Source organism: Noviluteimonas gilva (assembly GCF_009740395.1).
Lineage (GTDB): Bacteria > Pseudomonadota > Gammaproteobacteria > Xanthomonadales > Xanthomonadaceae > Noviluteimonas > Noviluteimonas gilva.
In genome coordinates this window covers 46,278-66,607 of sequence record NZ_WOXT01000001.1, presented here as the reverse complement: position 1 = coordinate 66,607, position 20,330 = coordinate 46,278, and the positions used below count along the sequence as shown (strand labels likewise).

At 67.3% G+C, this 20,330-nt stretch carries 18 protein-coding genes; 11 read left to right on the top strand and 7 right to left on the bottom strand.

What is annotated here, in order from left to right:
- Nucleotides 1–5: 5 nt before the first annotated feature.
- The 3 genes from modA to GN331_RS00295 are packed head-to-tail and all read right to left on the bottom strand — an operon-like array spanning nucleotide 6 to nucleotide 2,547.
- On the bottom strand, nucleotides 6–773 hold the full coding sequence (gene modA / locus GN331_RS00305; protein WP_156639420.1) for a molybdate ABC transporter substrate-binding protein: 768 nt from the start codon (nucleotides 771–773) through the stop codon (nucleotides 6–8).
- A 3-nt stretch (nucleotides 774–776) separates the two neighbouring features.
- Nucleotides 777–1,640, bottom strand: a complete 864-nt coding sequence (locus GN331_RS00300) for an MBL fold metallo-hydrolase (protein ID WP_156639419.1) — start codon at nucleotides 1,638–1,640, stop codon at nucleotides 777–779.
- A gap of 19 nt (nucleotides 1,641–1,659) precedes the next feature.
- The gene (locus tag GN331_RS00295) at nucleotides 1,660–2,547 is read right to left on the bottom strand and encodes a S1/P1 nuclease (protein ID WP_197426942.1); all 888 of its coding nucleotides are present in this window, start codon (nucleotides 2,545–2,547) and stop codon (nucleotides 1,660–1,662) included.
- A 106-nt stretch (nucleotides 2,548–2,653) separates the two neighbouring features.
- On the opposite strand from GN331_RS00295, the gene gap reads away from it, so the two are divergent.
- The 5 genes from gap to GN331_RS00270 all read left to right on the top strand — a co-directional run bounded on the left by gap (nucleotide 2,654) and on the right by GN331_RS00270 (nucleotide 11,195).
- Nucleotides 2,654–3,658 (top strand): type I glyceraldehyde-3-phosphate dehydrogenase, encoded by a 1,005-nt coding sequence (gene gap / locus GN331_RS00290; protein WP_156639417.1) that lies wholly within the window; start codon nucleotides 2,654–2,656, stop codon nucleotides 3,656–3,658.
- A 172-nt stretch (nucleotides 3,659–3,830) separates the two neighbouring features.
- Nucleotides 3,831–5,564 (top strand): sensor domain-containing diguanylate cyclase, encoded by a 1,734-nt coding sequence (locus tag GN331_RS00285; protein ID WP_156639416.1) that lies wholly within the window; start codon nucleotides 3,831–3,833, stop codon nucleotides 5,562–5,564.
- A gap of 37 nt (nucleotides 5,565–5,601) precedes the next feature.
- Nucleotides 5,602–6,777, top strand: coding sequence for a phosphoglycerate kinase (locus GN331_RS00280; RefSeq protein ID WP_156639415.1), 1,176 nt, complete (start codon nucleotides 5,602–5,604; stop codon nucleotides 6,775–6,777).
- A gap of 54 nt (nucleotides 6,778–6,831) precedes the next feature.
- Nucleotides 6,832–8,880, top strand: coding sequence for a DUF3857 domain-containing transglutaminase family protein (locus GN331_RS00275; protein ID WP_156639414.1), 2,049 nt, complete (start codon nucleotides 6,832–6,834; stop codon nucleotides 8,878–8,880).
- On the top strand, nucleotides 8,877–11,195 hold the full coding sequence (locus tag GN331_RS00270) for a tetratricopeptide repeat protein (protein WP_156639413.1): 2,319 nt from the start codon (nucleotides 8,877–8,879) through the stop codon (nucleotides 11,193–11,195). The genes GN331_RS00275 and GN331_RS00270 overlap by 4 nt, the downstream gene beginning before the upstream one ends.
- Here the strand turns inward: GN331_RS00270 and GN331_RS00265 are convergent.
- Complete coding sequence (locus GN331_RS00265) at nucleotides 11,168–11,662, bottom strand: GNAT family N-acetyltransferase (RefSeq protein ID WP_156639412.1); 495 nt, start codon at nucleotides 11,660–11,662, stop codon at nucleotides 11,168–11,170. The two genes, GN331_RS00270 and GN331_RS00265, sit on opposite strands and share 28 nt — an antisense overlap.
- 54 nt (nucleotides 11,663–11,716) lie before the next feature.
- On the opposite strand from GN331_RS00265, the gene pyk reads away from it, so the two are divergent.
- The 4 genes from pyk (at nucleotide 11,717) to GN331_RS00245 (ending at nucleotide 15,647) form a co-directional block, all read left to right on the top strand.
- Nucleotides 11,717–13,198: a pyruvate kinase gene (pyk, locus tag GN331_RS00260; RefSeq protein ID WP_156639411.1), complete on the top strand. Its 1,482-nt coding sequence runs from the start codon at nucleotides 11,717–11,719 to the stop codon at nucleotides 13,196–13,198.
- Nucleotides 13,199–13,295: 97 nt separating this feature from the next.
- Nucleotides 13,296–13,886, top strand: coding sequence for an energy transducer TonB (locus GN331_RS00255; protein WP_156639410.1), 591 nt, complete (start codon nucleotides 13,296–13,298; stop codon nucleotides 13,884–13,886).
- Between the two features lie 82 nt (nucleotides 13,887–13,968).
- Nucleotides 13,969–14,559, top strand: coding sequence for an energy transducer TonB (locus tag GN331_RS00250; RefSeq protein ID WP_156639409.1), 591 nt, complete (start codon nucleotides 13,969–13,971; stop codon nucleotides 14,557–14,559).
- A gap of 74 nt (nucleotides 14,560–14,633) precedes the next feature.
- Entirely contained in the window at nucleotides 14,634–15,647 is a 1,014-nt protein-coding gene (locus GN331_RS00245; RefSeq protein ID WP_156639408.1) for a class I fructose-bisphosphate aldolase, read from the top strand.
- A 45-nt stretch (nucleotides 15,648–15,692) separates the two neighbouring features.
- On the opposite strand, the gene GN331_RS00240 is transcribed toward GN331_RS00245, so the two are convergent.
- Both GN331_RS00240 and GN331_RS00235 read right to left on the bottom strand, forming a co-directional pair.
- Nucleotides 15,693–16,313 (bottom strand): DUF6498-containing protein, encoded by a 621-nt coding sequence (locus GN331_RS00240; RefSeq protein WP_156639407.1) that lies wholly within the window; start codon nucleotides 16,311–16,313, stop codon nucleotides 15,693–15,695.
- The gene (locus tag GN331_RS00235; RefSeq protein ID WP_156639406.1) at nucleotides 16,310–16,828 is read right to left on the bottom strand and encodes an O-acetyl-ADP-ribose deacetylase; all 519 of its coding nucleotides are present in this window, start codon (nucleotides 16,826–16,828) and stop codon (nucleotides 16,310–16,312) included. Before GN331_RS00235 ends, GN331_RS00240 begins: the two co-directional genes overlap by 4 nt.
- 179 nt (nucleotides 16,829–17,007) lie before the next feature.
- Here GN331_RS00235 and GN331_RS00230 point away from each other — a divergent pair, with 179 nt between their 5' ends.
- A complete protein-coding gene (locus tag GN331_RS00230; protein ID WP_156639405.1) occupies nucleotides 17,008–17,550 on the top strand; it encodes a hypothetical protein in 543 nt (180 codons plus the stop codon).
- 521 nt (nucleotides 17,551–18,071) lie between these two features.
- Here GN331_RS00230 and cysK read toward each other — a convergent pair.
- A complete protein-coding gene (gene cysK / locus GN331_RS00225) occupies nucleotides 18,072–19,025 on the bottom strand; it encodes a cysteine synthase A (protein WP_156639404.1) in 954 nt (317 codons plus the stop codon).
- A gap of 222 nt (nucleotides 19,026–19,247) precedes the next feature.
- Here cysK and GN331_RS00220 point away from each other — a divergent pair, with 222 nt between their 5' ends.
- Nucleotides 19,248–20,330, top strand: a complete 1,083-nt coding sequence (locus GN331_RS00220; RefSeq protein WP_156639403.1) for an efflux RND transporter periplasmic adaptor subunit — start codon at nucleotides 19,248–19,250, stop codon at nucleotides 20,328–20,330.

The window sequence follows — 20,330 nt, the reverse complement described above, 5'->3', positions numbered from 1 at the left end:
ACGCGTCAGAGCGACCGGAAACCGTGGCGCAGGAAGATCGCACGCGCATCTTTCGCCTGCAGCCATTGCACGAACGCGCGTGCACCTGCGTGCTTGCTCGCAGCGACGCGCGCGACCGGATAGATGATGGGCGCGTGCGACGCATCGGGGAACGTGCCGACCACCTTGACCTTCGGCTCGGCCAGCGCGTCGCTGCCGTAAACGATGCCAAGCGGCGTTTCCCCGCGCGAAACCAACAACAAGGCTGCACGCACGTTCTCCGCTTCGGCGGTGCGCGACTTCACACCGTCCCAGGCACCGAGCGCGATCAGCGATTGCTTCGCATACTTGCCGGCGGGGACGCTGTCGACAAGCGCGACGGCAAGACGTCCATCACCGAGTACCTTCACGAGATCAACGCCAGGCTTCAACGCAATCGGCGCAAGCTTCGAGTCACGCGGCGCGATCAACACCAACGTGTTGCCGAACAGGTCGCGCCGCGTAGTCGCGTCGATCGCTTTCGCGCGGGCGAGATAATCCATCCACTCGACGTCGGCGGAAAGGAATACATCCGCCGGCGCACCCTGTTCGATCTGCCGCGCGAGCGCGGAGCTGGCCGCGTAGGACACGCGCACGGGTTGCCCAGTCTTCTGCTCGTAGGCACGCGCAGCCTCATCGAGTGATTCCTTCAGGCTCGCCGCCGCGAACACCGTCAGCGGTTCGCCCGCGAATGCCGGTGCCATGCATGCAACTACGATCAGAAGCCCGGCAATCCCGCGAACGATCCAACGCATTCGTCAAATCCTGTCGAGCGGAATGCGCAGATAACGCACGCCGTTGTCGGAAGGCGAGGGCAGCACCCCGGCGCGCAAATTGACCTGCAGCGATTGCAGGATCAAGGCCGGCATCGGCAACGTCGCATCCCGCGCCTGGCGCAACGCGACGTACTCCGCTTCACTCGTGTCCGCGCGCAGATGGATGTTCTCGCGCTTCTGCTCGCCGATGGTGGTCTCGCAAGCAACGGCGCGCCCGTTCGGTCCGTAGTCATGACAGACGAACACGCGCGTCTCCTCAGGCAGCGCATAGAACGATTGAATCGTGCGATACAACGTCGCCGCATCCGCATTCGGGAAATCGGTGCGCGCGGTGCCGGCATCAGGCATGAACAACGTATCCCCGCAGAACAGCGCATCACCGATGCGATAGGCGACGCAATCGGCCGTATGGCCCGGCGCTGCAATCACTTCGACATCGAGCGCGCCGATCGCAAATCGATCCCCCGCTTCGAACAATCGCCCGAACTGCGACCCATCCAACGCCACATCGTCGCCGAACCCGAACACCGGCGCGAAGCTGCGCTGCGTCTGCCGAATCCCGCTCCCCATGGCGAGCGTCGCCTGCGGATACCGCTCCAGCAACCACTGCGCATCCGACAAATGATCGGCATGCGCGTGCGTTTCAAGCAGCCAGCGCACGTCGAGCGCGTTGGATGCAACATGGTCGAGCAGCTTCTGCGTCGAAGCGTGCGTCGTGCGCGCGGACTTCGCGTCGAAGTCGAGCACCGGATCGAGGATCGCCGCGACGCGCGTCGCCGGGTCCGACACCACGTAGCTCCACGTGCCGGTGGCGGGGTCGTGGAAGGGGGCGACGTCGGGGCGCATGGCGGTGCTCCTGCAAAGATCAGGGCGCGGGCGCGCCCAGTGTGTCGTCGAGCAGTTTCGCGAGGCGCCAGGCGGCCTGGCGCACGCGTTGCTCGGCGAGCGGCCGCATCGTGTCGAGATACGTGCGATCCAGTTTGTGCCCGCTCGGATACAGCGAACGGCCATCGACGAGGCGGCAGGACTCGCCGGCCCACGCCATCGGCGGGCTGACGGCGCCCGATTCCGGCGGCCACGGCAGCGCATCGAGGCGATCGGCGTAACCCTTGAGCCCGAGGCCCGGATGGCCGGGCTTTTCGACGCCCACCTCGCCGAGGATGTAGTAATCCCAGATAGAGTGCAGGTTGGTGCCCATCACGCCGTCGACGTAATTCTTCTTCGCGTAGGCCTCGGGCTCCAGCTTGGTCGACAGGCTGATCTGGTACTCGTTGCCGCCCTTGTCGGGGTGGTTGGACGCGTGCATCGGCTGATGCACGTCGCCGACGAAGTGAACGATGAACTTCAGCGCATCGCGGCGCGCTTCCATGGGCTGCGTGCGGTCGGCGAGGATCTGCCGCTGCTTTTCGATCGCGGCGACCACGCACTGGCCGTCCGGGCAGTCGCGCGCCAGGTCGAAATCGCAGGTGCCGTCGGTCGTATTGATGTAATGCCAGCGCGAGGTCGCCCTGAAGCGCTCGCTGTCGCTGTTTCGAAGATCGTCGGCCCAGGTGGCCACGCCGGCCAGGGTCGGGTCCTTTTCCCCGGCCAGCAGCGCGTCGATCTGCGCCTGCGTGGCCGGCTGGACGTGCCGCTGCGCCAATTCACCCACCATCTGGTGCCCCAGCGCGCTCCAGGCCTGGGCCTGCGGCGCCGTGATCAGGGCGCCCACGAACAGGGCCAGGGGGGCGAGGGCATGCGGAAGTCGGGACATCAAGGTGGCCGTGGCGGAAGGTTCCCTTAAAATACCGGGCTTTCCCGGACGCGGGCCACCGCGGCCGCATCCTTCCCCAGCTCCCCACCCCGTTCCAGGAGTCGAAATGGCGATCAAGGTTGGCATCAATGGCTTCGGCCGCATCGGCCGCAACGTGTTGCGTTCCGCCGTGCAGAACTTCGGCAACGACATCGAGATCGTGGCCATCAACGACCTGCTCGAGCCGGACTACCTGGCCTACATGCTGCAGTACGACTCGGTGCACGGCCGCTTCGAGGGCGACGTGAAGATCGAAGGCGGCGCGCTGATCGTCAACGGCAAGAAGATCCGCCTGACGCAGGAACGCGACCCGTCCAACCTCAAGTGGAACGAAGTCGGCGCCGACGTCGTCATCGAATCCACCGGCCTGTTCCTCGACAAGGCCACCGCGCAGAAGCACATCGATGCCGGCGCGAAGAAGGTGCTGCTGTCGGCCCCGTCGAAGGACGACACGCCGATGTTCGTCTACGGCGTGAACCACCAGAAGTACAACGGCGAAGCGATCGTTTCCAACGCTTCGTGCACGACCAACTGCCTGGCGCCGCTCGCCAAGGTCCTGCACGACAAGTGGGGCATCAAGCGCGGCCTGATGACCACCGTGCATGCGGCCACCGCGACGCAGAAGACCGTCGACGGTCCGTCCAACAAGGACTGGCGCGGCGGCCGCGGCATCCTGGAAAACATCATCCCGTCGAGCACGGGCGCGGCGAAGGCCGTGGGCGTGGTGATCCCGGAGCTCAACAAGAAGCTCACCGGCATGTCGTTCCGCGTGCCGACCTCCGACGTCTCGGTCGTCGACCTGACCGTCGAACTCGAAAAGCCGGCGACCTACGCCGAGATCTGCGCCGAAATGAAGGCGCAGTCGGAAGGCGCGCTGAAGGGCATCCTCGGTTACACCGAAGACAAGGTCGTCGCCACCGATTTCCGCGGCGATGCGCGCACGTCGATCTTCGATGCCGATGCCGGCATCGCGCTGGACGCCACCTTCGTCAAGTTGGTGAGCTGGTACGACAACGAGTGGGGCTACTCGAACAAGTGCCTGGAGATGGTCAAGGTCATCGCCAAGGGCTGATCGCCCCTGCGCCGGCCTTCTCCGATCAGGCTTGCCCTGCGGACAGGGTCACGGACCGGCCTTCACACGCGACCCCGCTTTTGCGGGGTCGCGTATTTCTGAGACGTAGTGCCGACTGCGATAGGGGTTTCCCCGTTGCCGACCCCGCGCGGCCCCGGTAGCGTGCAGGGCTATGGCGGCGGTGCTTCCCATCGAAATCCGGTCGGCAGGCCCCGACTGGGCGCTGCGGAAGGACTTTGCGCGCCTGCTGGTCGTCGCGGTGGTGCTTCCCGCCCTGATCCTGTGCGCATTGCTGGCCTGGAGCCAGTCCGCTTCGCAGCGCGCCGCGGCCGCCACGCAACTGCACTCGGCCGCGGAGATCACCGCGCGCGACTTCGACGATTTCCTCCGCATGCACGGCGCCGTCGCCTCGGTGCTCGCCGCACGCCGCAGCAACGAAACCACGCTCGGCGATCGCGCACGCTGGACCGACGATCTCCGCCGCCTGCGCGACCACTACCCCGCGTTCTCCGCGATGCGCGTGCTCGACGCGCAGGGGCGCGTGATCGCCGCCGATCCGGTGGAGCGCGCAGGGTCCGAACCGGGCCCGTGCTTCACCACCGCGCAAAGCCAGGACGCGCCGACCGTTTCCGACGTCTATCGCACCTCGCCCAACACGCCCCCCCTCGCGTGCGTCGCCGCGCCCCTGCATGCGAACGGGCGCTTCGCGGGCATCGTCGAAGCGGCGATGCGCGTGGAGAACTCCGGCCAGCGCATCGCGTGGCTGCGCATGCATGGCTACGAAGCGGTGCTCGTCGATCGCCTGGGGCAGGTCGCGTACGCCAGCAGCGGCCTGCCGCTCGCCACGATGGACAAGCTCGACGCCACGCCCGGCGGACAAGCCTTGCGTGCGTTGGCGCCCGGCGACTCCGATACCGGCTGGCAGCGCGTCGACGGCGTGTTGCACGGCGACGAAGACGCGTACGCGATCGCCATGCCGCTGCAGTCCGGTTGGCGCCTGCTCGTGCTGATGCCGAAGTCGACGCTGGATGCCGAACTGTTCCGCACGATCGCCACGATGCTCGGCCTGCTGATCGCCGTCGCCGCGGGCGTGCTCGGGATCGCGTGGTGGCAGATGCGCCGGCTCTCGACGAGCGTGCACAGGCTGCTCGTGCAGATGCAGCGCTTCGCACTCGAACATGCGTCCTCGCCGATCTCCGCCGAATCGATGCCGCAGGAACTCGCGCCGCTCGCCGACGCGATGAACCAGCTCAGCGATCGCATGGCCGATGCGTATCGCGCGACCAGCCGCAGCCTGGAAGAACAACGCCGCCTGCGTTCCTCGCTCGAGCAAGTGGTCGACGCACGCGAGCGCGAAATCGCGCAGCGCACCGCCGAGCTGCGCAACGTCGTCGCCGAACTCGACCGCCTCAGCCGCACCGACGCGCTCACCGGCTGCCTCAACTATCGCGGCTTCCGCGAAGTCGCCAACCAGTTGTGGCGCGACACGCACGGCAAGGGCGGCATGTTGTCGGCGCTCGCGCTCGATATCGATCACTTCAAGGCTTACAACGATCGCTACGGCCATCCGCGCGGCGACAACGCGCTGAAGCGTTTCGCCGGCGCCGTGCGAAGCGCGCTCTATCACCGTGAAGACGTCATCGTGCGTCCGGGCGGCGAAGAGTTCATCGTCTTCCTGCCCGACACCACGCTGGAACAGGCGGTGCGGGTCGGCGAGCGCATCTGCGCGAGCGTGTTGCATGCCGACATCGCGCACGCCGGATCGCCGATCGGCATGCTGACGGTCAGCATCGGCGTGGCGACCAACCTGCCCGAAGACGGCGACGATCCGGAAGTGATGCTGGCGCGCGCCGATGCGGCCCTGTATCGCGCCAAGCACGCCGGCCGGAATCGCGTATCGCTTTAGCTACAATGTGCGCCCCCGAAATGCTTCAGGCGCCGCCATGCCCATCGTCCGGATGTCCGACCTCGACCTGCGCGGCAAGCGCGTCCTGATCCGCGAAGACCTGAACGTGCCGATCAAGGACGGCAAGGTCGCCTCCGAACAACGCATTTCCGCCGCCATTCCGACCCTCGTCGCCGCGCTCGACCAGGGCGCCGCCGTCATGGTCATGTCGCACCTGGGCCGCCCGACGGAAGGGCATTTCACCGGCGAAGACTCCCTCCAGCCCGTGGCGCAGCGCCTGTCCGAACGCCTCGGCCGCGAAGTGCGGCTCGTGCGCGATTGGCTGTCCGCGGATTTCGACGTGAAGCCCGGCGAGATCGTGCTGCTCGAGAACTGCCGCATGAACGTGGGCGAAGGCAAGGACGACCCGACGCTCGCGAAGAAGTACGCGGACCTGTGCGACGTGTTCGTCATGGATGCCTTCGGCACCGCGCACCGCGCGCAGGCCTCCACGCATGGCGTGATCAAGTTCGCGAAGGTCGCGGCCGGTGGCCCGCTGCTGATGGCCGAACTCGACGCGCTCGCGAAGGCGCTCGAAGCGCCCAAGCGCCCGCTGCTCGCGATCGTCGCCGGCAGCAAGGTCTCGACGAAGCTCGAACTGCTCGGCTCGCTGGTGGGCAAGGTCGACCAGCTGATCGTCGGCGGCGGCATCGCCAACACCTTCATCGCCGCGATGGGCCATGGCGTCGGCAAGTCGCTCTTCGAACCCGACCTCATCGACACCGCCCGCAAGATCATGGCCGATGCGAAGGCGCGCGGCGCCGACATCCCGCTGCCGAGCGACGTCGTCGTCGCGCCGGCGTTCGCGGCCGATGCACCGGCGACGGTCAAGGCCGTCGACCAGGTCGGCGCCGACGAAATGATCCTCGACATCGGGCCGGACACCGCCAAGCGCTACGCCGAGCTGATCATGAAAGCCGGCACGGTCGTGTGGAACGGCCCGGTCGGCGTGTTCGAGTTCGATGCCTTCGGCAAGGGCACCGAAGCCCTCGCACGCGCGATCGCGAAGTCCGAGGCGTTCTCCATCGCCGGCGGCGGCGACACGCTGGCGGCCGTCGACAAGTACGGCATCGCCGCCCAGGTCGGTTACATCTCCACCGGCGGCGGCGCGTTCCTGGAGTTCCTGGAAGGCAAGACGTTACCGGCGGTAGCGGCTTTGCAGGCGCGCGGCTGACAACAACGTTTGTTGGTGTAGCCTGACCCCGGGGACTTCGGGGGAAGGATCGGCATGAAGCGCTTTTGCGTGGGCGTCGTGGTGTGCGTGGCGTTGATGATGTCGGGGGTGTGCCGGTCGGCGGAGACGGAACACAAGCGCGGTGACTTCACGTTCTTCGTCGGTCCCGCACCGACGTTCGTGCAGGCGCAGGAGATTCCCGCGCAATGGGATCCGGCCGCGCCGGGCACCGACGAAAAGGTGTGGCGGAACTGGCTGATCGACCGCCAGATCGACCGTCGTTCGGTCAAGCAGGACGCGCAGTACTTCGACATCGCGGTCGAAGCGCGCGGTGCGCCCGTGCTCGCGCAGGCCGCCCGCTACCAGATCGAGTTCAATCCCGAATACCAGCGGCTCGTCCTGCATCGCGTGCAGGTGCGGCGCGATGGTGGTTGGACCGACCGCCTGGTGCCCGACAAGATCTCGCTCGCGCGCCGCGAAACGGGATTCGAGAACGACCTCGCCGACGGCCAGGTCACCGCGCTGCTCGTCCTCGACGACGTGCGCATCGGCGATGTCGTACGCACGAGCTACACGATCTACGGCAGCAACCCGATCCTCGCGGGCCAGACGCTCGACTACGGCATGATCGGCGGCCCGACGCCGATGCTCGACGCACGCTTGCGCGTGCTTCTTCCGCCGAACGCCGATCCGAAATGGCATCTGGAAAACGGCGCGCCGGCCCCGACCGTGCGTCGCATGCCCGATGGCATCGAAGTGCAGGTCGCGCGCCACGCCGCGCCGCTGATCGTCGACGAACAAAACTACCCGACGTGGTACCAGCCGTTCATGACGCTGCAGATCGCGCAGGCGCGCACCTGGGGCGACGTCGCGACGTGGGCGGTCACGCTGTTCCCGCAAGTCGACACGCTGCCGCCCGACCTGGAAGCGCGCATCGCACAGTGGAGCGCGTTGCCCGATCCCGGCGCGCGCCTGCAGGCCGCGCTGCGTGCCGTGCAGGACGAAGTGCGTTACTTCGGCATCGAAATGGGGAGCAACTCCCATCGTCCGACGCAGCCGTCTGAAACCTGGACGCGCCGCTTCGGCGACTGCAAGGACAAGGCCTACCTGCTCTCGACGATCCTGCGCAAGTTGAAGATCGACGCGGTGCCGGCGCTGGTCAGCACCGAACGCGGCAAGCGCTCGATGGACTTCGTGCCGACCGGCGCGGTGTTCAACCACGTGATCGTGCGCGCGTCGATGCCCGACGGCATCGTCTACGTCGACCCGACCCTGCGCCAACAGGGCGGCGACCCGCGCGACTTCGACCTCGCCGATCTCGGCATGGCGTTGCCCGTCGCGCCCGGCGTGCGTGCGCCCGAAGCCATCGCGGCGCCGCGCACGGCGAAGATGCGCATCGCGTCCGTCGAACGGTGGACGCCGTCGGACAGCGGCGCCAAGCTCGAAATCGAGACGACGTACGAAGGTCCCGCCGCCGACATCGCGCGCAACGGCATCGCCGCGATGCGCGTGGAAGACATCTCGCGCCAATCGGCCGATGAGTTGCGCGCGCGCTATGGCGACGTCGATGTCGTGTCCCCGCCGAGCGTTCGCGACGATCGCGTACGCAACGCACTGGTCGTCACCGAGTCGTACACGCTCAAGTCGCCGTTCATTGCCGACAGCGGGGCGCGTGCGCTGGATCTGTACGGTTCCTCGCTCGACGGCATCACGCGCCTGCCGCCGTCGATGGCGCGCAGCGGTCCGCTCGCCGTCGGCACGCCCGCCGAATACCGCCACGAGTTCCGCATCGCCCTGCCGAAGGGTTGGCGCGTCCTGCAGAGCAAGGACAAGCAGAACGTCGTCGCATCGACGTTCGACTTCGCGCGCGACATCGACGTCACCGACGACAACGTCGCGATCGTCTACGACCTTCGCATCAAGTCGCGCGAAACCACCGCGGCCGGCGCGACCGAACACCTGGCGCAACTGCGCAAGCTGCGCGAAGACCTCGGAACGCGCATGCGCTTCCAGGCACCGCCCTCGCGCGTGGAGGCGAAGGAACGCGACGAACGGCTGAAGAGCCTGTTGCGCAACGTCATGGATGGAGGGAAATCAGAGTGACGAACACCCGAATCACCACGCTGCGTCGCCTCGTCGCGGGCATCGCGCTCGCCTGCGCCACGCTCGCGCACGCCGCCGAACCGAAACTCGCGGCCGCACCCGACGTCGTGACCGACCCCGCGGGTGCGTGGACGTGGTTCCTCGCGCACGGCGACTTTAAGAACGTCTATCCCGCGTTCGAGGCCGTCAATCCCCTGATCAAGCAGGACGGCACCGCCGACGCCGATGCGTGCACGGCCAACGCGTCGGTCCTGCGCACGGCGCTGGAAGCCGCGCCGGTCAGCCTGTACTTCCACCGCGTCGCGATGTTGTGCGCCGAAGCGCGGCACGACGACGCAGCGGCCGAGCGCGAACTGAGCGCGATCGCCGCACTCGCCAAACATGCGCTCGCCACCGCGAGCGAAAGCGAACACGCGCGGCCGATCCCGGTCGTGCGCAACGATGACGCGCTCGCGCTGCTCGATGTCGCGGGCCTGGAATATCGCTACGCGTACTTCAGCTCGGCCGCGCCGGAACGTTATCTGCCATATGTCGTCGCGGCCTGGGATCCGCAACGCAAGGTCGAACGGATCCTGCGGTTCGATTTCGTCGACGTCGCGCGCCGGCTGATGCGCGATCCCGAGATGCAATACCCCGCCACCGTGACCGCGCTCGTCGACGGTCTGGTGGACGATCCCGGCGCCGATGCGGCTATCGTCGACCTCGCAGCGCTGCGCGGCGCGAAGGGCCCGGACACGCCCGAAAACAAGCTGGCCCGCGTGCGTGCCGCGGCCACCGCGGGCGGCATCCAGTCGTTGAAAACGTGGTTGATCGCGTGCGCCGACGATCGCGCGCCGAAGCAATGCGCCGATGGCCTGGCCGACGCGTTGCTGCCCTATGCCGAAAAAGAGTTCGTGACGCCGATGACGATGCTGGCGTTCGTCTACGCCAACGGCATGGGCGTGAAGCGCGACGAGGCGTCCGCGAAGCAATTGCTCGCCGCGGCCGACGCGCGTTCGGAGCGTCACTTCGCGTACGTCGATTACGCGGACCTGTGGTTCGTGGTGAAGGACGGCAAGTCGCTGCCCGCCGACATCCGCGCCGGCGTGGAAGCGGCGAAGGCCGCCGGCAATCCCAATGCCGCGATGTCGTTGTTCCGCGATCACTTCGCGCGCGATCCGATGCAACTGCTCAAGCCCGCGCCGCAGCCCTTGGTCGACATGTTGTCGCGGCCCGATCAGAACGGCATGGGCGAAGGCTTCCGCATCCTCGCGATCAGCGAAGGGCTGCGTGGACAGAAAGACGCGTCGAAGGTGTGGCGTCGCAAGGCGGCCGAAGCGGGCGATCCGCAGTCGCAGTGGGAAGTCGGCTACGACCTGTGGACCGGCGACGGCGTGCCGAAGGACAAGGTGGGCGGCCAGCGCATGATCGTGGAAGCCGCCTTCGCCGGTCATGCGCGCAGTGCACGATACATGGCGTATCGCGCGCTCGACGAGAACGACTACGCGGCGGCGGAAGGTTGGTTGCTCGGCGCGGCCGGAGAGGGCGACGTGGATTCGCTCGAGTTGCTCGCGGGCTTCTACGAATTCGAACGCCCCGGCGTGCATGGCACGCCCGCGCAGGCGGCGGAGTGGTACGGGCTGCTGATGCAGGACGGCAACAAGGATGCCCGCGTGTCGCTCGCGAACATGCGCCTGGCCGGCCGCGGCGTCCCGAAGGATGTCGCCGCTGCACGCAAGTTGCTCGAAGATGGCGCCGACAAGGGCGAAGCTCCGGCGCAGGCGCGCCTGGCGATCGGCTTGCTGACCGGTGAGTTCGGATCGGTCGACGAACGCGCGGGCACCAAGTGGGCCGAACGCGCGCTCGCCAAGGACCCCGAAGAAATCGCGCAGCCCTACGGCCACTGGCTCTACTTCACGAAGGGCACGGCCGACGCGCGCGAACTCGCCTTCGAGGTCTGGCAGAAGGGCGTGGACGACGGCGACGACGACTCGGCCAACGATCTGGCATGGGTGCGCTGCACGTCACCGATCGATGCCGAACGCGATCCCGCGGCGGGGCTGAAGGCGCTCGTGGTCCTCGGCACCGATTCGGACGAACTGGATGCCGCCGAGCTCGACACCGCGGCCGCCTGCCAGGCCGCGAACAACGAGTTCGACAAGGCGAAGGCGCTGCAGTCGCTCGCGTTGCAGCGCGTGGCGAAGAACCGCGCCGGCGCGATCAAGCGCAACGCGAAGGACCTGACGTCCTACGACACCGACGCGAAGACCTTCGCCGAACGCCTGGCGCTGTACACCGCGCGCAAGCCTTACCGCGACCCGCCGACGAGGCAGTAGCGGTCGATCGCGGCGCGCGCGAATCCCGCGCGCGCCAGCAACCGTTGCGAGGCCAGGTTGTCGGGTTCGACCGTGGCTTCGACGCGCTCCAGTGCCAGCGTGCGGAACGCCCACGCCGTCGCGGTGAGCACGGCGTCCGTCGCAAGCCCGCGCCCGCGATGCGCGGGCAACAACGCATAACCGATGCTCGCGCCGCGCCCGGCTTCGATGTCGTAGAGCGTGCACGTGCCGATGGCCGTGTCGGCATGGGGCAGGGCGACGATCCAATCGATGCGCCGGCCGCCTTCGAAATGCCCCGCGCATTCGGCGATGTAGGCGGCCGCTTCGTCGGTGTGTCGCATCGGCGCGCGCGGCCAGTGGCGCATCGTGTCGGGATCGGAGAACAGCGCGAACACGGGCGCGACGTCGTCGGCCACCGGCGCGCGCAGGCGGATGCGTCGCCCCTTCAGGACGGGGAAGCCGGGCATGGAAAACGTATGCAACGAAATGGCCGGTTCGCGAGGCTGTGGTAGAACAGCTTAATGACCCAGACGACCCCGCCGACGCAACGCCGTCGCACCCGCATCCTCGCCACCCTCGGCCCCGCGACCGACCCGCCGGGCGTCCTCGACGCGCTGCTGAAGGCCGGCGTCGACGTCGTCCGCCTGAACTTCTCGCATGGCGATCCCTCCAGCCAGATGGCCCGCGCGCAGGCCGTGCGCGAAGCCGCCAAACGCCTGGGCGTCGAGGTCGGCATCCTCGCCGACCTGCCGGGCCCGAAGCTGCGCATCGAACGCTTCGCCGAAGGCCGCGTGCAGCTCAAGGCCGGCGAGCCGTTCGACCTGGTCGCACGCGCCGACGCACCGCCGGGCACCGCGCGCGAAGTCGGCATCAGCTATCTCGGCCTGGTCCACGACGTGCACGCCGGCGACACGCTGCTGCTCGACGACGGCCTGCTGCAGCTGCGCGTGGAATCCATCGAAGGCGATCGCATCCGCACCACGATCCTCAACGATGGCGCGCTGTCCGATCGAAAGGGGCTCAACCGTCTCGGCGGTGGCTTGTCGCTCGGCGCTTTGACCGATCGCGACCGCGAACTCATCGGCGTCGCCGCGCAGATCGAAGCGGACTTCATCGCCGTTTCGTTCTGCCGCAACGCCGGCGACATGGAAGAAGCGCGCGCCATCGCGCGCAAGCACGGCAGCGATGCCGCGCTGGTCGCGAAAGTCGAACGCGCCGAAGCCATCGACAACCTCGCCGAGATCGTCGACGCGAGCGACGTGGTGATGGTCGCGCGCGGCGACCTGGGCGTGGAGATCGGCGACGCCGAATTGCCGGGCCTGCAGAAGAAGATCATTCGCGAGTCGCTGCTGCGCAACAAGGTCGTGATCACCGCGACGCAGATGTTGCAGTCGATGGTCGACAGCCCGATCCCGACGCGCGCCGAAGTGCTCGACGTCGCCAACGCCGTCATCGACGGCACCGACGCGGTGATGCTCTCGCAGGAAACCGCGGCCGGCGCATATCCCTTGAAGGCGGTCGAAGCGATGGTGCGCATTTGTCTCGGCGCCGAGCGCCAGTTCGAAATGGACACCGATTTCGAAAAGGCGCCGCGCAACCTCGAACGCGTCGACCAGGCCATCGCGATGGCGTCGATGTTCCTGTCGGAGCACATCGGCGTGCGCGCCATCATCGCGATGACCGAATCGGGCGGCACCGCGCGCTTCCTTTCGCGCTTCCGTTCCTCGGTGCCGATCTACGGCCTGTCGCGCTACATCGGCGCGCGCCGGCGGATGGCGATGATGCGCGACGTGTTCCCGGTCGAATTCGACAGCAGGGGCCTGGCCTCGCGCGACGCCGCACGCGAAGCGATCCGGATGCTGCATTCGCAGGGGATCCTCGACGTCGGCGACCGCGTCATGTTCACCAGCGGCGACCACATGGAACACCACGGCGCGACGAACACGCTGCGCCTGCTGCAGGTGGGCCCGGAAGGGCGCGCGGAAGGGCTCGGCGACCTCTGAGCAAAGCGGCTCCCGCCGCTTCCCGACAAGCGGTTGTTGTCGGCCGCAACGGCCGGTGCTATTCCGGGCGCACGAAGACTCCGCAGGGAGTTCGACGATGCGCGCAGTCAGGTTGGCAGTCCTGTTGTTGTCGGCCCCGTTGACGCTGGCCCTCGCGGGTTCTGCGAGCGCGGCGGACGGGATCACGGTCGTGAACGAAGGCGGCATCCGCGATCGCTGGATGCTGGCGCCGGGTGTTCCGCTCGCAGTGCCGCAATACCCGCCGCAGTTCGCGCGCCGGCACGACACCGTGTGCATCGGTGTCGGCTACCTGCTCAAGCCCGATGGCACGACGTCGGACTTCGCGCTGCTCAAAGGCTGGACCAGCGCAGGCAACACCGAACCCGAATCCGGCTACTGGCAGGCGTTCGCCGAATCGGCCGGCGATGCGCTGAAGCAATGGCGCTTCCAGCCGCGGCCGGAGATCGCGCAGGCCAAACCCGTGTACACGGTGGCGACGTTCGTTTTCGGTGGCCAGCCGGCGCAACACCGGTCGAAATGCGCGGTTCCGAATCTCATCGCGCGGCTGCGTGAGCTCAAGGCCGCGCGCGATCGCCGCACCGCGGCAGGCGACGTGCTCGACGACCTCGACCTGAACGCCGTGGACGCGCGCGGCACCGACGTGGCGGGCACGCGCACCTACCCCTAGGCAGATTCGCGCGCGCCTGTTCTTCGCTAGGATCACCCGTCCCGCCCATCCCGCCTGCACGCCAGGCCCTCAAGGAGCGCCCATGTCCCGCAACACCCGCAGTGCCCTCGTCGCGTTGTCGTTGTGCTGCCTGGCATTGAGTGCGCAGGCCGCAGACAAGAAACCCCGCATCGCCGACGAAGGCAGCATCGGTGGCGAATGGAAACTCGCAGAAGGCATGAAGTCGCTTCCCGTACCGGGTTATCCCGAAAACATGAAGGAACGCGGCGACAGCGTGTGCGTCGCGATCGGCTATTCGATCGACCCGACCGGCAAGACCGGCGACTTCACGCTGCTCAAGTCCTGGTCCAGCGGCGTCGACCTGCCGAAGGATTACTTCGACCCGTTCTCCGCTGCGGCGGCCGGTGCGTTGTCGCAGTGGGCCTTCGCGCCGCGCGCGGAAGTCGAAAAGCCGCAGCGCACGATCACCGTGGCCACGATGACCTTCCGCGGCAAGGACAAGATGGACGGCAGCCAGCTCGCCGCCAACTGCCGCATCGAGGACCTCGCCGCCACGCTCAACGACGTGAAAAACAAGGCCGGCAAGGATCTGGTCCGCCGCGAAATGGAGCGCGACAAGCGCGCCCTCGACGGCAACCGCTCGATGATGAACAACCCCGCCCAGGGCCGCTGACCGGCGCATCCCCACCGGCGTCACGGGGGAGGGGCGGTATAATTCCGCCTTTCCCCAACGCCCTCAGGACGCCAATGAGCATCGAACAGCTTGCCGAAACCGCCCAGGCCATGGTCGCCGCAGGCAAGGGCATCATCGCGATCGACGAATCCAACGCCACCATCGCCAAGCGTTTCGCGGGCGTGGGCGTCGAGAACTCCGAGGAAAACCGTCGCGCCTACCGCGAGATGCTGCTGACGACGCCGAAGCTCGGCGACTACATCTCCGGCGCGATCCTGTACGACGAAACCCTCCGCCAGTCGACGAAGGCCGGCGTGCCCTTCACCAAGGTCATGATGGACAACGGGATCATCCCGGGCATCAAGGTCGACAAGGGCACGTTCCCGCTCGCCGGCTTCCAAGGGGAGGTGGTCACCGAAGGCCTCGACGGCCTGCGCGCGCGCCTGGAGGAGTACTACAAGCTCGGCGCCCGCTTCGCCAAGTGGCGCGCGGTGATCAACATCGGCGACGACATCCCGTCGGGCACCTGCATCGAAGCCAACGCCCATGCGCTCGCGCGTTACGCCGCGCTGTGCCAGGAGCAGGGCATCGTGCCGATGGTCGAACCGGAAGTCCTCATGGACGGCGACCACGACATCCAGACCTGCTACGAAGTCACCGAGGTCACGCTGCGTTCGCTGTTCGACGCGCTGTACAACCAGAACGTCATGCTCGAAGGCACCATCCTCAAGGCCTCGATGATCGTGCCGGGCAAGGACAGCGGTGAAGACGTGACGGTCGAAGACGTCGCCGAGAACACCCTGATGTGCCTGAAGACCGCCGTGCCGGCGATCCTGCCGGGCATCGTGTTCCTCTCCGGTGGCCAGAGCGACGAAGCCGCCACCGCGCACCTCGACGCGATGAACCGCATGGGCCCGAACCCGTGGCCGCTGTCGTTCTCCTACGGCCGCGCGATGCAGTCGGCCGCGCTGAAGATCTGGTCGCAGGACATCGTCAACAACGTGCGCAAGGCGCAGGAAACCGTCTACGCCCGCGCCCGCGACAACGGCCTGGCCGCGCTGGGCCAGTGGAAGTCGAAGGCCGCGTAATTGCCCTGCTCCCTCCCCTGCGAGCAGGGGAGGGCTGGGGTGGGGTCAAGGCGGCGAAGCCGCCGCTTCGATCTTGTCGGCGTGCTTCTCCGCCAACCGCCGATCAATCGCATCCATCCCGATATCGCTCGCCGTCTTCAACACGGTGAATAACACCAGCAACCCCGTCCCGCCCCCGAGCGCCGCGCCGATCAGGATCGACAGGTGCATCGGCAACACGCGCAGGTAAGGGGTGAACATCAGCGTGCCGAGATTCGGCCTGCCGCGCAGGTCGGCATCGTGCTGCACCGCGTAGGTCTGCCGCTGCGACAACACGAACGACGCCGCGCACGCGCCGAGCGCAAGCAAATCCCACCCTGCGACCAGCGGATGCTCCGCGCCCAGGAAGATCAGGTACGCGAAGTGGAAGAACCCGTAGTGCAGGGTGAAGAAGTTCGCCGTCTCGCGCTTGCCTTTCGCGTTCTCCGGCACCGGCTGGTCGTTCGACGTGAAGCCATCGGTGCTGAAGCGATACAGGCCGAGCATGCGCTTGCGCGCGTACCAGCCGATCACCACGCTCTGGATCCAATACGGCCACAACAACCAGCCCGCGGGCCACTGGAACACGAGCGCCGCGACGAGCGTCGCGGCGTTGGCGATCAACAACGAGCGCGTCGAAGGGCTCATGCGAGCGCGAGCATCGCACGGTAGCGCGCGGCCATGCCGGGGTCGAAACAGGAGAACACCACGCGCGCGGGCTTGTCGCCTTTCCATGTGCGCACGGTGCGCACCGCGAGCGGCACCGCGAGTTCGACCGGATAACCGAACACGCCGCAGCTGATCGCCGGGAACGCGATCGCTTCCATGTCGTAGTCCGCCGCCAGCGCGAGGCAGGCGTTGTAGCAGGCTTCCAATTGCGCGGGTTCTCCGCCACGGCCGCCGCGCCAGACCGGACCGACCGTATGGATCACGAACTTCGCCGGCAGCAGGTGCCCATGCGTGATCCGCGCCTCGCCGGTGGGGCAGCGCACGCCCGCGATGTAGGCCGGCAGCGCTTCGCATTCCTCGCGCAATCCCGGGCCCGCGGCGCGGTGGATCGCGCCGTCCACCCCGCCGCCGCCGAGCAGCGCGTGGTTGGCCGCGTTGACGATGGCGTCGACGGGCAGGGTGGTGATGTCGCCTTCGACCACTTCGATTTTCATGAGGCCTCCCCGGGCCGAACGGCCGCTACCAGCGCATTCATGAGGATGCCGTGAAATCGTGGTGGAATGCGCGCCCCGTGGGGATATTTCGAGCTGTGACGCGGCACCCGGCCCGCCGCCGGAATCGCTGCGACCCTCGCCCCTGCAACCGTTTGCGCGTCCATCTCGTCAGTCTTTCCATGAAGTCGCCCTTTACGCTCCTCAACGTCGACCGCCTGCAATCGAAGGTCGATGTCGCCGCTCGCTTCCACCGGCTCGGCCTGGTCCTGTTCGTGTTCGCCTGCGTGTGCGTCACTTTGCCCAAGGGCATGGGGCTGCCGTCGTGGGTGCCGTTCGCGGGCCTGGGCGCCACGTTGCTCGGTTTCATCATCAAGGCCGCCGGCACGCTGCACGAAATCCGGCTGGCCGATTCGCTCGCCAAGGTCATGGGCCTGCCGTACCGCCGCGGTTTCAACGCGAAGGGGGTCGATCACAGCGCGTGGTCGGCGATCCGCAAGTATGTGTTCGTGTCGGTCGCGCTGACCGTCGCCGCCGCGCTGACGCCGAGCATGCTCGCCGCCAACGGGGAAACCGCGCTGGCCAATCTCACCGTCGCGATGAGCATGGCCGCGCTGGCCATCCAGTCCTTCGACAACCCGCGCCGCATGCGCAACCGCGTCATGGCGATCTGCCATGGGCGCGTCGATCCGCATGCTTCCGAAGGCGGGACGTTCGTCGCCTGATTCACCTCCCCTCCAGGGGAGGTCAAAAAGAAGCCCGCCACACGGCGGGCTTCTTTTTGGGTGGGGTAAGGCTTGAGGTGTACTGCGCAGAACCATCGCCGTTGCTTGTGTTGCGCTTCCACCAGACCGGCGCATCGGCACGCCGCATTGAAGGCCACATTGCTCCGCAAGAGCTCAAGCTCCGCAATGTGGCCTTCAACGCGACGACCGCTGCGCATCAGGGCTGATGTTCTCGCGACAGCACCTGATGAATGGTTGCGATGCGCGCTGATTGGTTCGCGCCGACTGCCAGCACACCAGACGGACGGAACGTCGCCCACCTCGGCGCGCGCACCGTCGTGACTTCGTCGCCTCTGGCAGGCGACGTTCCTCGCGGCGATCTGAGGGGCGAAGCGGCGAAGCGGTGCTTCTCTCCCTTCGGGAGAGAAGGTGGGACCTCAGCGCAACCGCTCTGCCATCAAATCGCCGCCCGTCTGGTGGAGGCGCAAGCAACGCGACGGCAGTGATTCCGCGAATCGCGCTTAAAGCCCCGCCAACCACTCGTCATCCGAGCCTTCGTTGACGCCTTCGAACAGGATCGTCGAGAAGTAGCGTTCGCCCGTATCGGGCAGCATGGCCAGGATCACGTCGCCGTCCTTCGCGGACTTCGCGACTTCCAGCGCGCCGGCCACCGTGCCGCCGGCCGAGAGACCGACGAACAAGCCTTCTTCCTGCGCAAGCCTGCGCGCCGTATCGCGCGCGAGCATCTCGTCGATCTTCAACAACGATCCGGCGACCTCGCGATTGAGCACTTCCGGCACGAAGTCGGGTGTCCAACCCTGGATCTTGTGCGGCACGAATTCGGCGCCCTGCAACAACGCTGCGCCCGCCGGTTCGCACGTGGTGATCTTCACTTCGGGCCGCGCCACGCGCAGCACTTCGCCAACGCCCGTGAGCGTGCCGCCCGTGCCCCAACCGGTGACGAAATGATCGAGGCGATCGCCGGCGAAATCGCGCAGGATTTCCGCGGCCGTCGTCTGGCGGTGATACGCGGGATTCGCCGGATTGGTGAACTGGCGCGCGAGGAACCAACCGTGTTGCTTCGCGAGTTCTTCGGCGCGACGCACCATGCCGCTGCCGCGTTCGGCGGCAGGCGTCAGGATCACCTTCGCGCCGTACGCGCGCATCAACTTGCGGCGTTCGATGGAGAACGAATCGGCCATCGTCGCGACGAACTTGTAACCGCGCGCGGCGCACACCATCGCGAGCGCGACGCCGGTGTTGCCCGATGTCGCTTCGACCACCGTGTCGCCGGGCTTGAGCAAACCCTTCGCTTCGGCATCGAGGATGATCGCGATCGCGAGTCGATCCTTGACCGAACCGCCCGGATTGAACGACTCGACCTTCGCGTACATCGTGACGTTCTTCGGCGCGATGTGGTTGAGGCGGACGACCGGGGTGCGGCCGATGGTGTCGAGGATGCTGTCGTAGCGCATTGGTTCTGGACTCACGTGGGGGACGGAAAGGAGAACGCGAAGCTGAAGCCGCGCAGGACGCCAATATGCCGCGCGCCACTGTCATTGGTCATGGAACATTCGGGTTCGTGCGGGTCAACCGAGGGGGCTGCCGGGGCGTTCCAGACAGGTTCGCGGGCAGGTACGCACTTTTCGTGCCCGCGGTAACCGAACCCTCGCACCGGACGGCCTAGAATCCCGCGCATGACGCATCCCCCTCGTTCCCTCTGTTTCATCGCCCTGCTCGCGGCCGCCCTGTCGGGCTGCGGCAAGGACGAAGCCGCCGCTTCCAATCGCGGCAAGGACGGCGCCAACGCGCCGGTCATCGTCACCACGACCGTGTTGCAGCCCAAGTCGTTCGCCGATGCGATCGTCGCCATCGGCACGGCGCGCGCACGCGATTCGATCACCGTCACCGCCAAGGTGAGCGAGATCGTGCAGGCCGTACATTTCGACAGCGGCGATGAAGTGGGCAAGGGCGCGGTGCTCGTCACGCTCAGCGGCCAGCAGCAGCAAGCCGCGCTCGCATCGGCCGAAGCGGCCGCGAAGGAAGCGCAACAGTTGTATGCGCGCCAGCAGGAACTCGCGCAGCAGCAGCTCATCGCCACCTCGCAGCTCGACACGCAACGCGCCACGCGCGACCAGGCGCAGGCGCAGGTGAACCAGATGCGCGCGCAGCTGGGCGATCGTTCGATCCGCGCGCCGTTCGGCGGCGTGCTCGGCATTCGCCAGGTGAGCCCGGGCGCGTTGATCACGCCGGGTACGGCGATCGCGACGCTCGACGATCTGTCGCACATGTACGTCGACTTCCCCGTGCCCGAAGCCGCGCTCTCGCAACTCGCCATCGGCCAGCAGGTGTTCGGCCGCACGGCCGCCTATCCCGATGCGCGCCTGGTCGGCACGGTCACGACGGTGGAAGCGCGCGTCGATCCGACCACGCGCTCGGTCACGGTGCGCGCCGATTTCCCGAACGACGAACGCAAGCTCCGTCCTGGCATGCTGGTGAACATCGAATTGCAACGCGCGCAACGCACCGCGCTGCTGCTGCCGGAGATCTCGGTGGTGCAGGTCGGCGATCGCACGTTCGTGTATCGCGTGAAGCCCGATGGCAGCGTCGAACAGGTCGACGTGCAGATCGGCACGCGCACCGACGGCCAGGCCGAAATCCTCAAGGGCATCCGCGCGGGCGACCGCATCGTCGTCGACGGCACCGGCAAGCTGCGCCCCGGCGCGAAGATTTCGGAAACGGCGGCAGCGGCAGCGGCAGCGCCGGCGGCGAAGGGCTGA

Bases quoted from the DNA above. Each gene is read 5' to 3' on its own strand.
- GN331_RS00235 (WP_156639406.1), bottom strand. From the start codon at position 16,828: ATGAAAATCGAAGTGGTCGAAGGCGACATCACCACCCTGCCCGTCGAC.
- GN331_RS00275 (WP_156639414.1), top strand. From the start codon at position 6,832: ATGAAGCGCTTTTGCGTGGGCGTCGTGGTGTGCGTGGCGTTGATGATG.
- GN331_RS00255 (WP_156639410.1), top strand. From the start codon at position 13,296: ATGCGCGCAGTCAGGTTGGCAGTCCTGTTGTTGTCGGCCCCGTTGACG.
- GN331_RS00220 (WP_156639403.1), top strand. From the start codon at position 19,248: ATGACGCATCCCCCTCGTTCCCTCTGTTTCATCGCCCTGCTCGCGGCC.
- modA (WP_156639420.1), bottom strand. From the start codon at position 773: ATGCGTTGGATCGTTCGCGGGATTGCCGGGCTTCTGATCGTAGTTGCA.
- GN331_RS00300 (WP_156639419.1), bottom strand. From the start codon at position 1,640: ATGCGCCCCGACGTCGCCCCCTTCCACGACCCCGCCACCGGCACGTGG.
- GN331_RS00230 (WP_156639405.1), top strand. From the start codon at position 17,008: ATGAAGTCGCCCTTTACGCTCCTCAACGTCGACCGCCTGCAATCGAAG.
- GN331_RS00265 (WP_156639412.1), bottom strand. From the start codon at position 11,662: ATGCCCGGCTTCCCCGTCCTGAAGGGGCGACGCATCCGCCTGCGCGCG.
- GN331_RS00245 (WP_156639408.1), top strand. From the start codon at position 14,634: ATGAGCATCGAACAGCTTGCCGAAACCGCCCAGGCCATGGTCGCCGCA.
- cysK (WP_156639404.1), bottom strand. From the start codon at position 19,025: ATGCGCTACGACAGCATCCTCGACACCATCGGCCGCACCCCGGTCGTC.
- GN331_RS00295 (WP_197426942.1), bottom strand. From the start codon at position 2,547: ATGTCCCGACTTCCGCATGCCCTCGCCCCCCTGGCCCTGTTCGTGGGC.
- GN331_RS00250 (WP_156639409.1), top strand. From the start codon at position 13,969: ATGTCCCGCAACACCCGCAGTGCCCTCGTCGCGTTGTCGTTGTGCTGC.
- pyk (WP_156639411.1), top strand. From the start codon at position 11,717: ATGACCCAGACGACCCCGCCGACGCAACGCCGTCGCACCCGCATCCTC.
- GN331_RS00285 (WP_156639416.1), top strand. From the start codon at position 3,831: ATGGCGGCGGTGCTTCCCATCGAAATCCGGTCGGCAGGCCCCGACTGG.
- GN331_RS00240 (WP_156639407.1), bottom strand. From the start codon at position 16,313: ATGAGCCCTTCGACGCGCTCGTTGTTGATCGCCAACGCCGCGACGCTC.
- gap (WP_156639417.1), top strand. From the start codon at position 2,654: ATGGCGATCAAGGTTGGCATCAATGGCTTCGGCCGCATCGGCCGCAAC.
- GN331_RS00280 (WP_156639415.1), top strand. From the start codon at position 5,602: ATGCCCATCGTCCGGATGTCCGACCTCGACCTGCGCGGCAAGCGCGTC.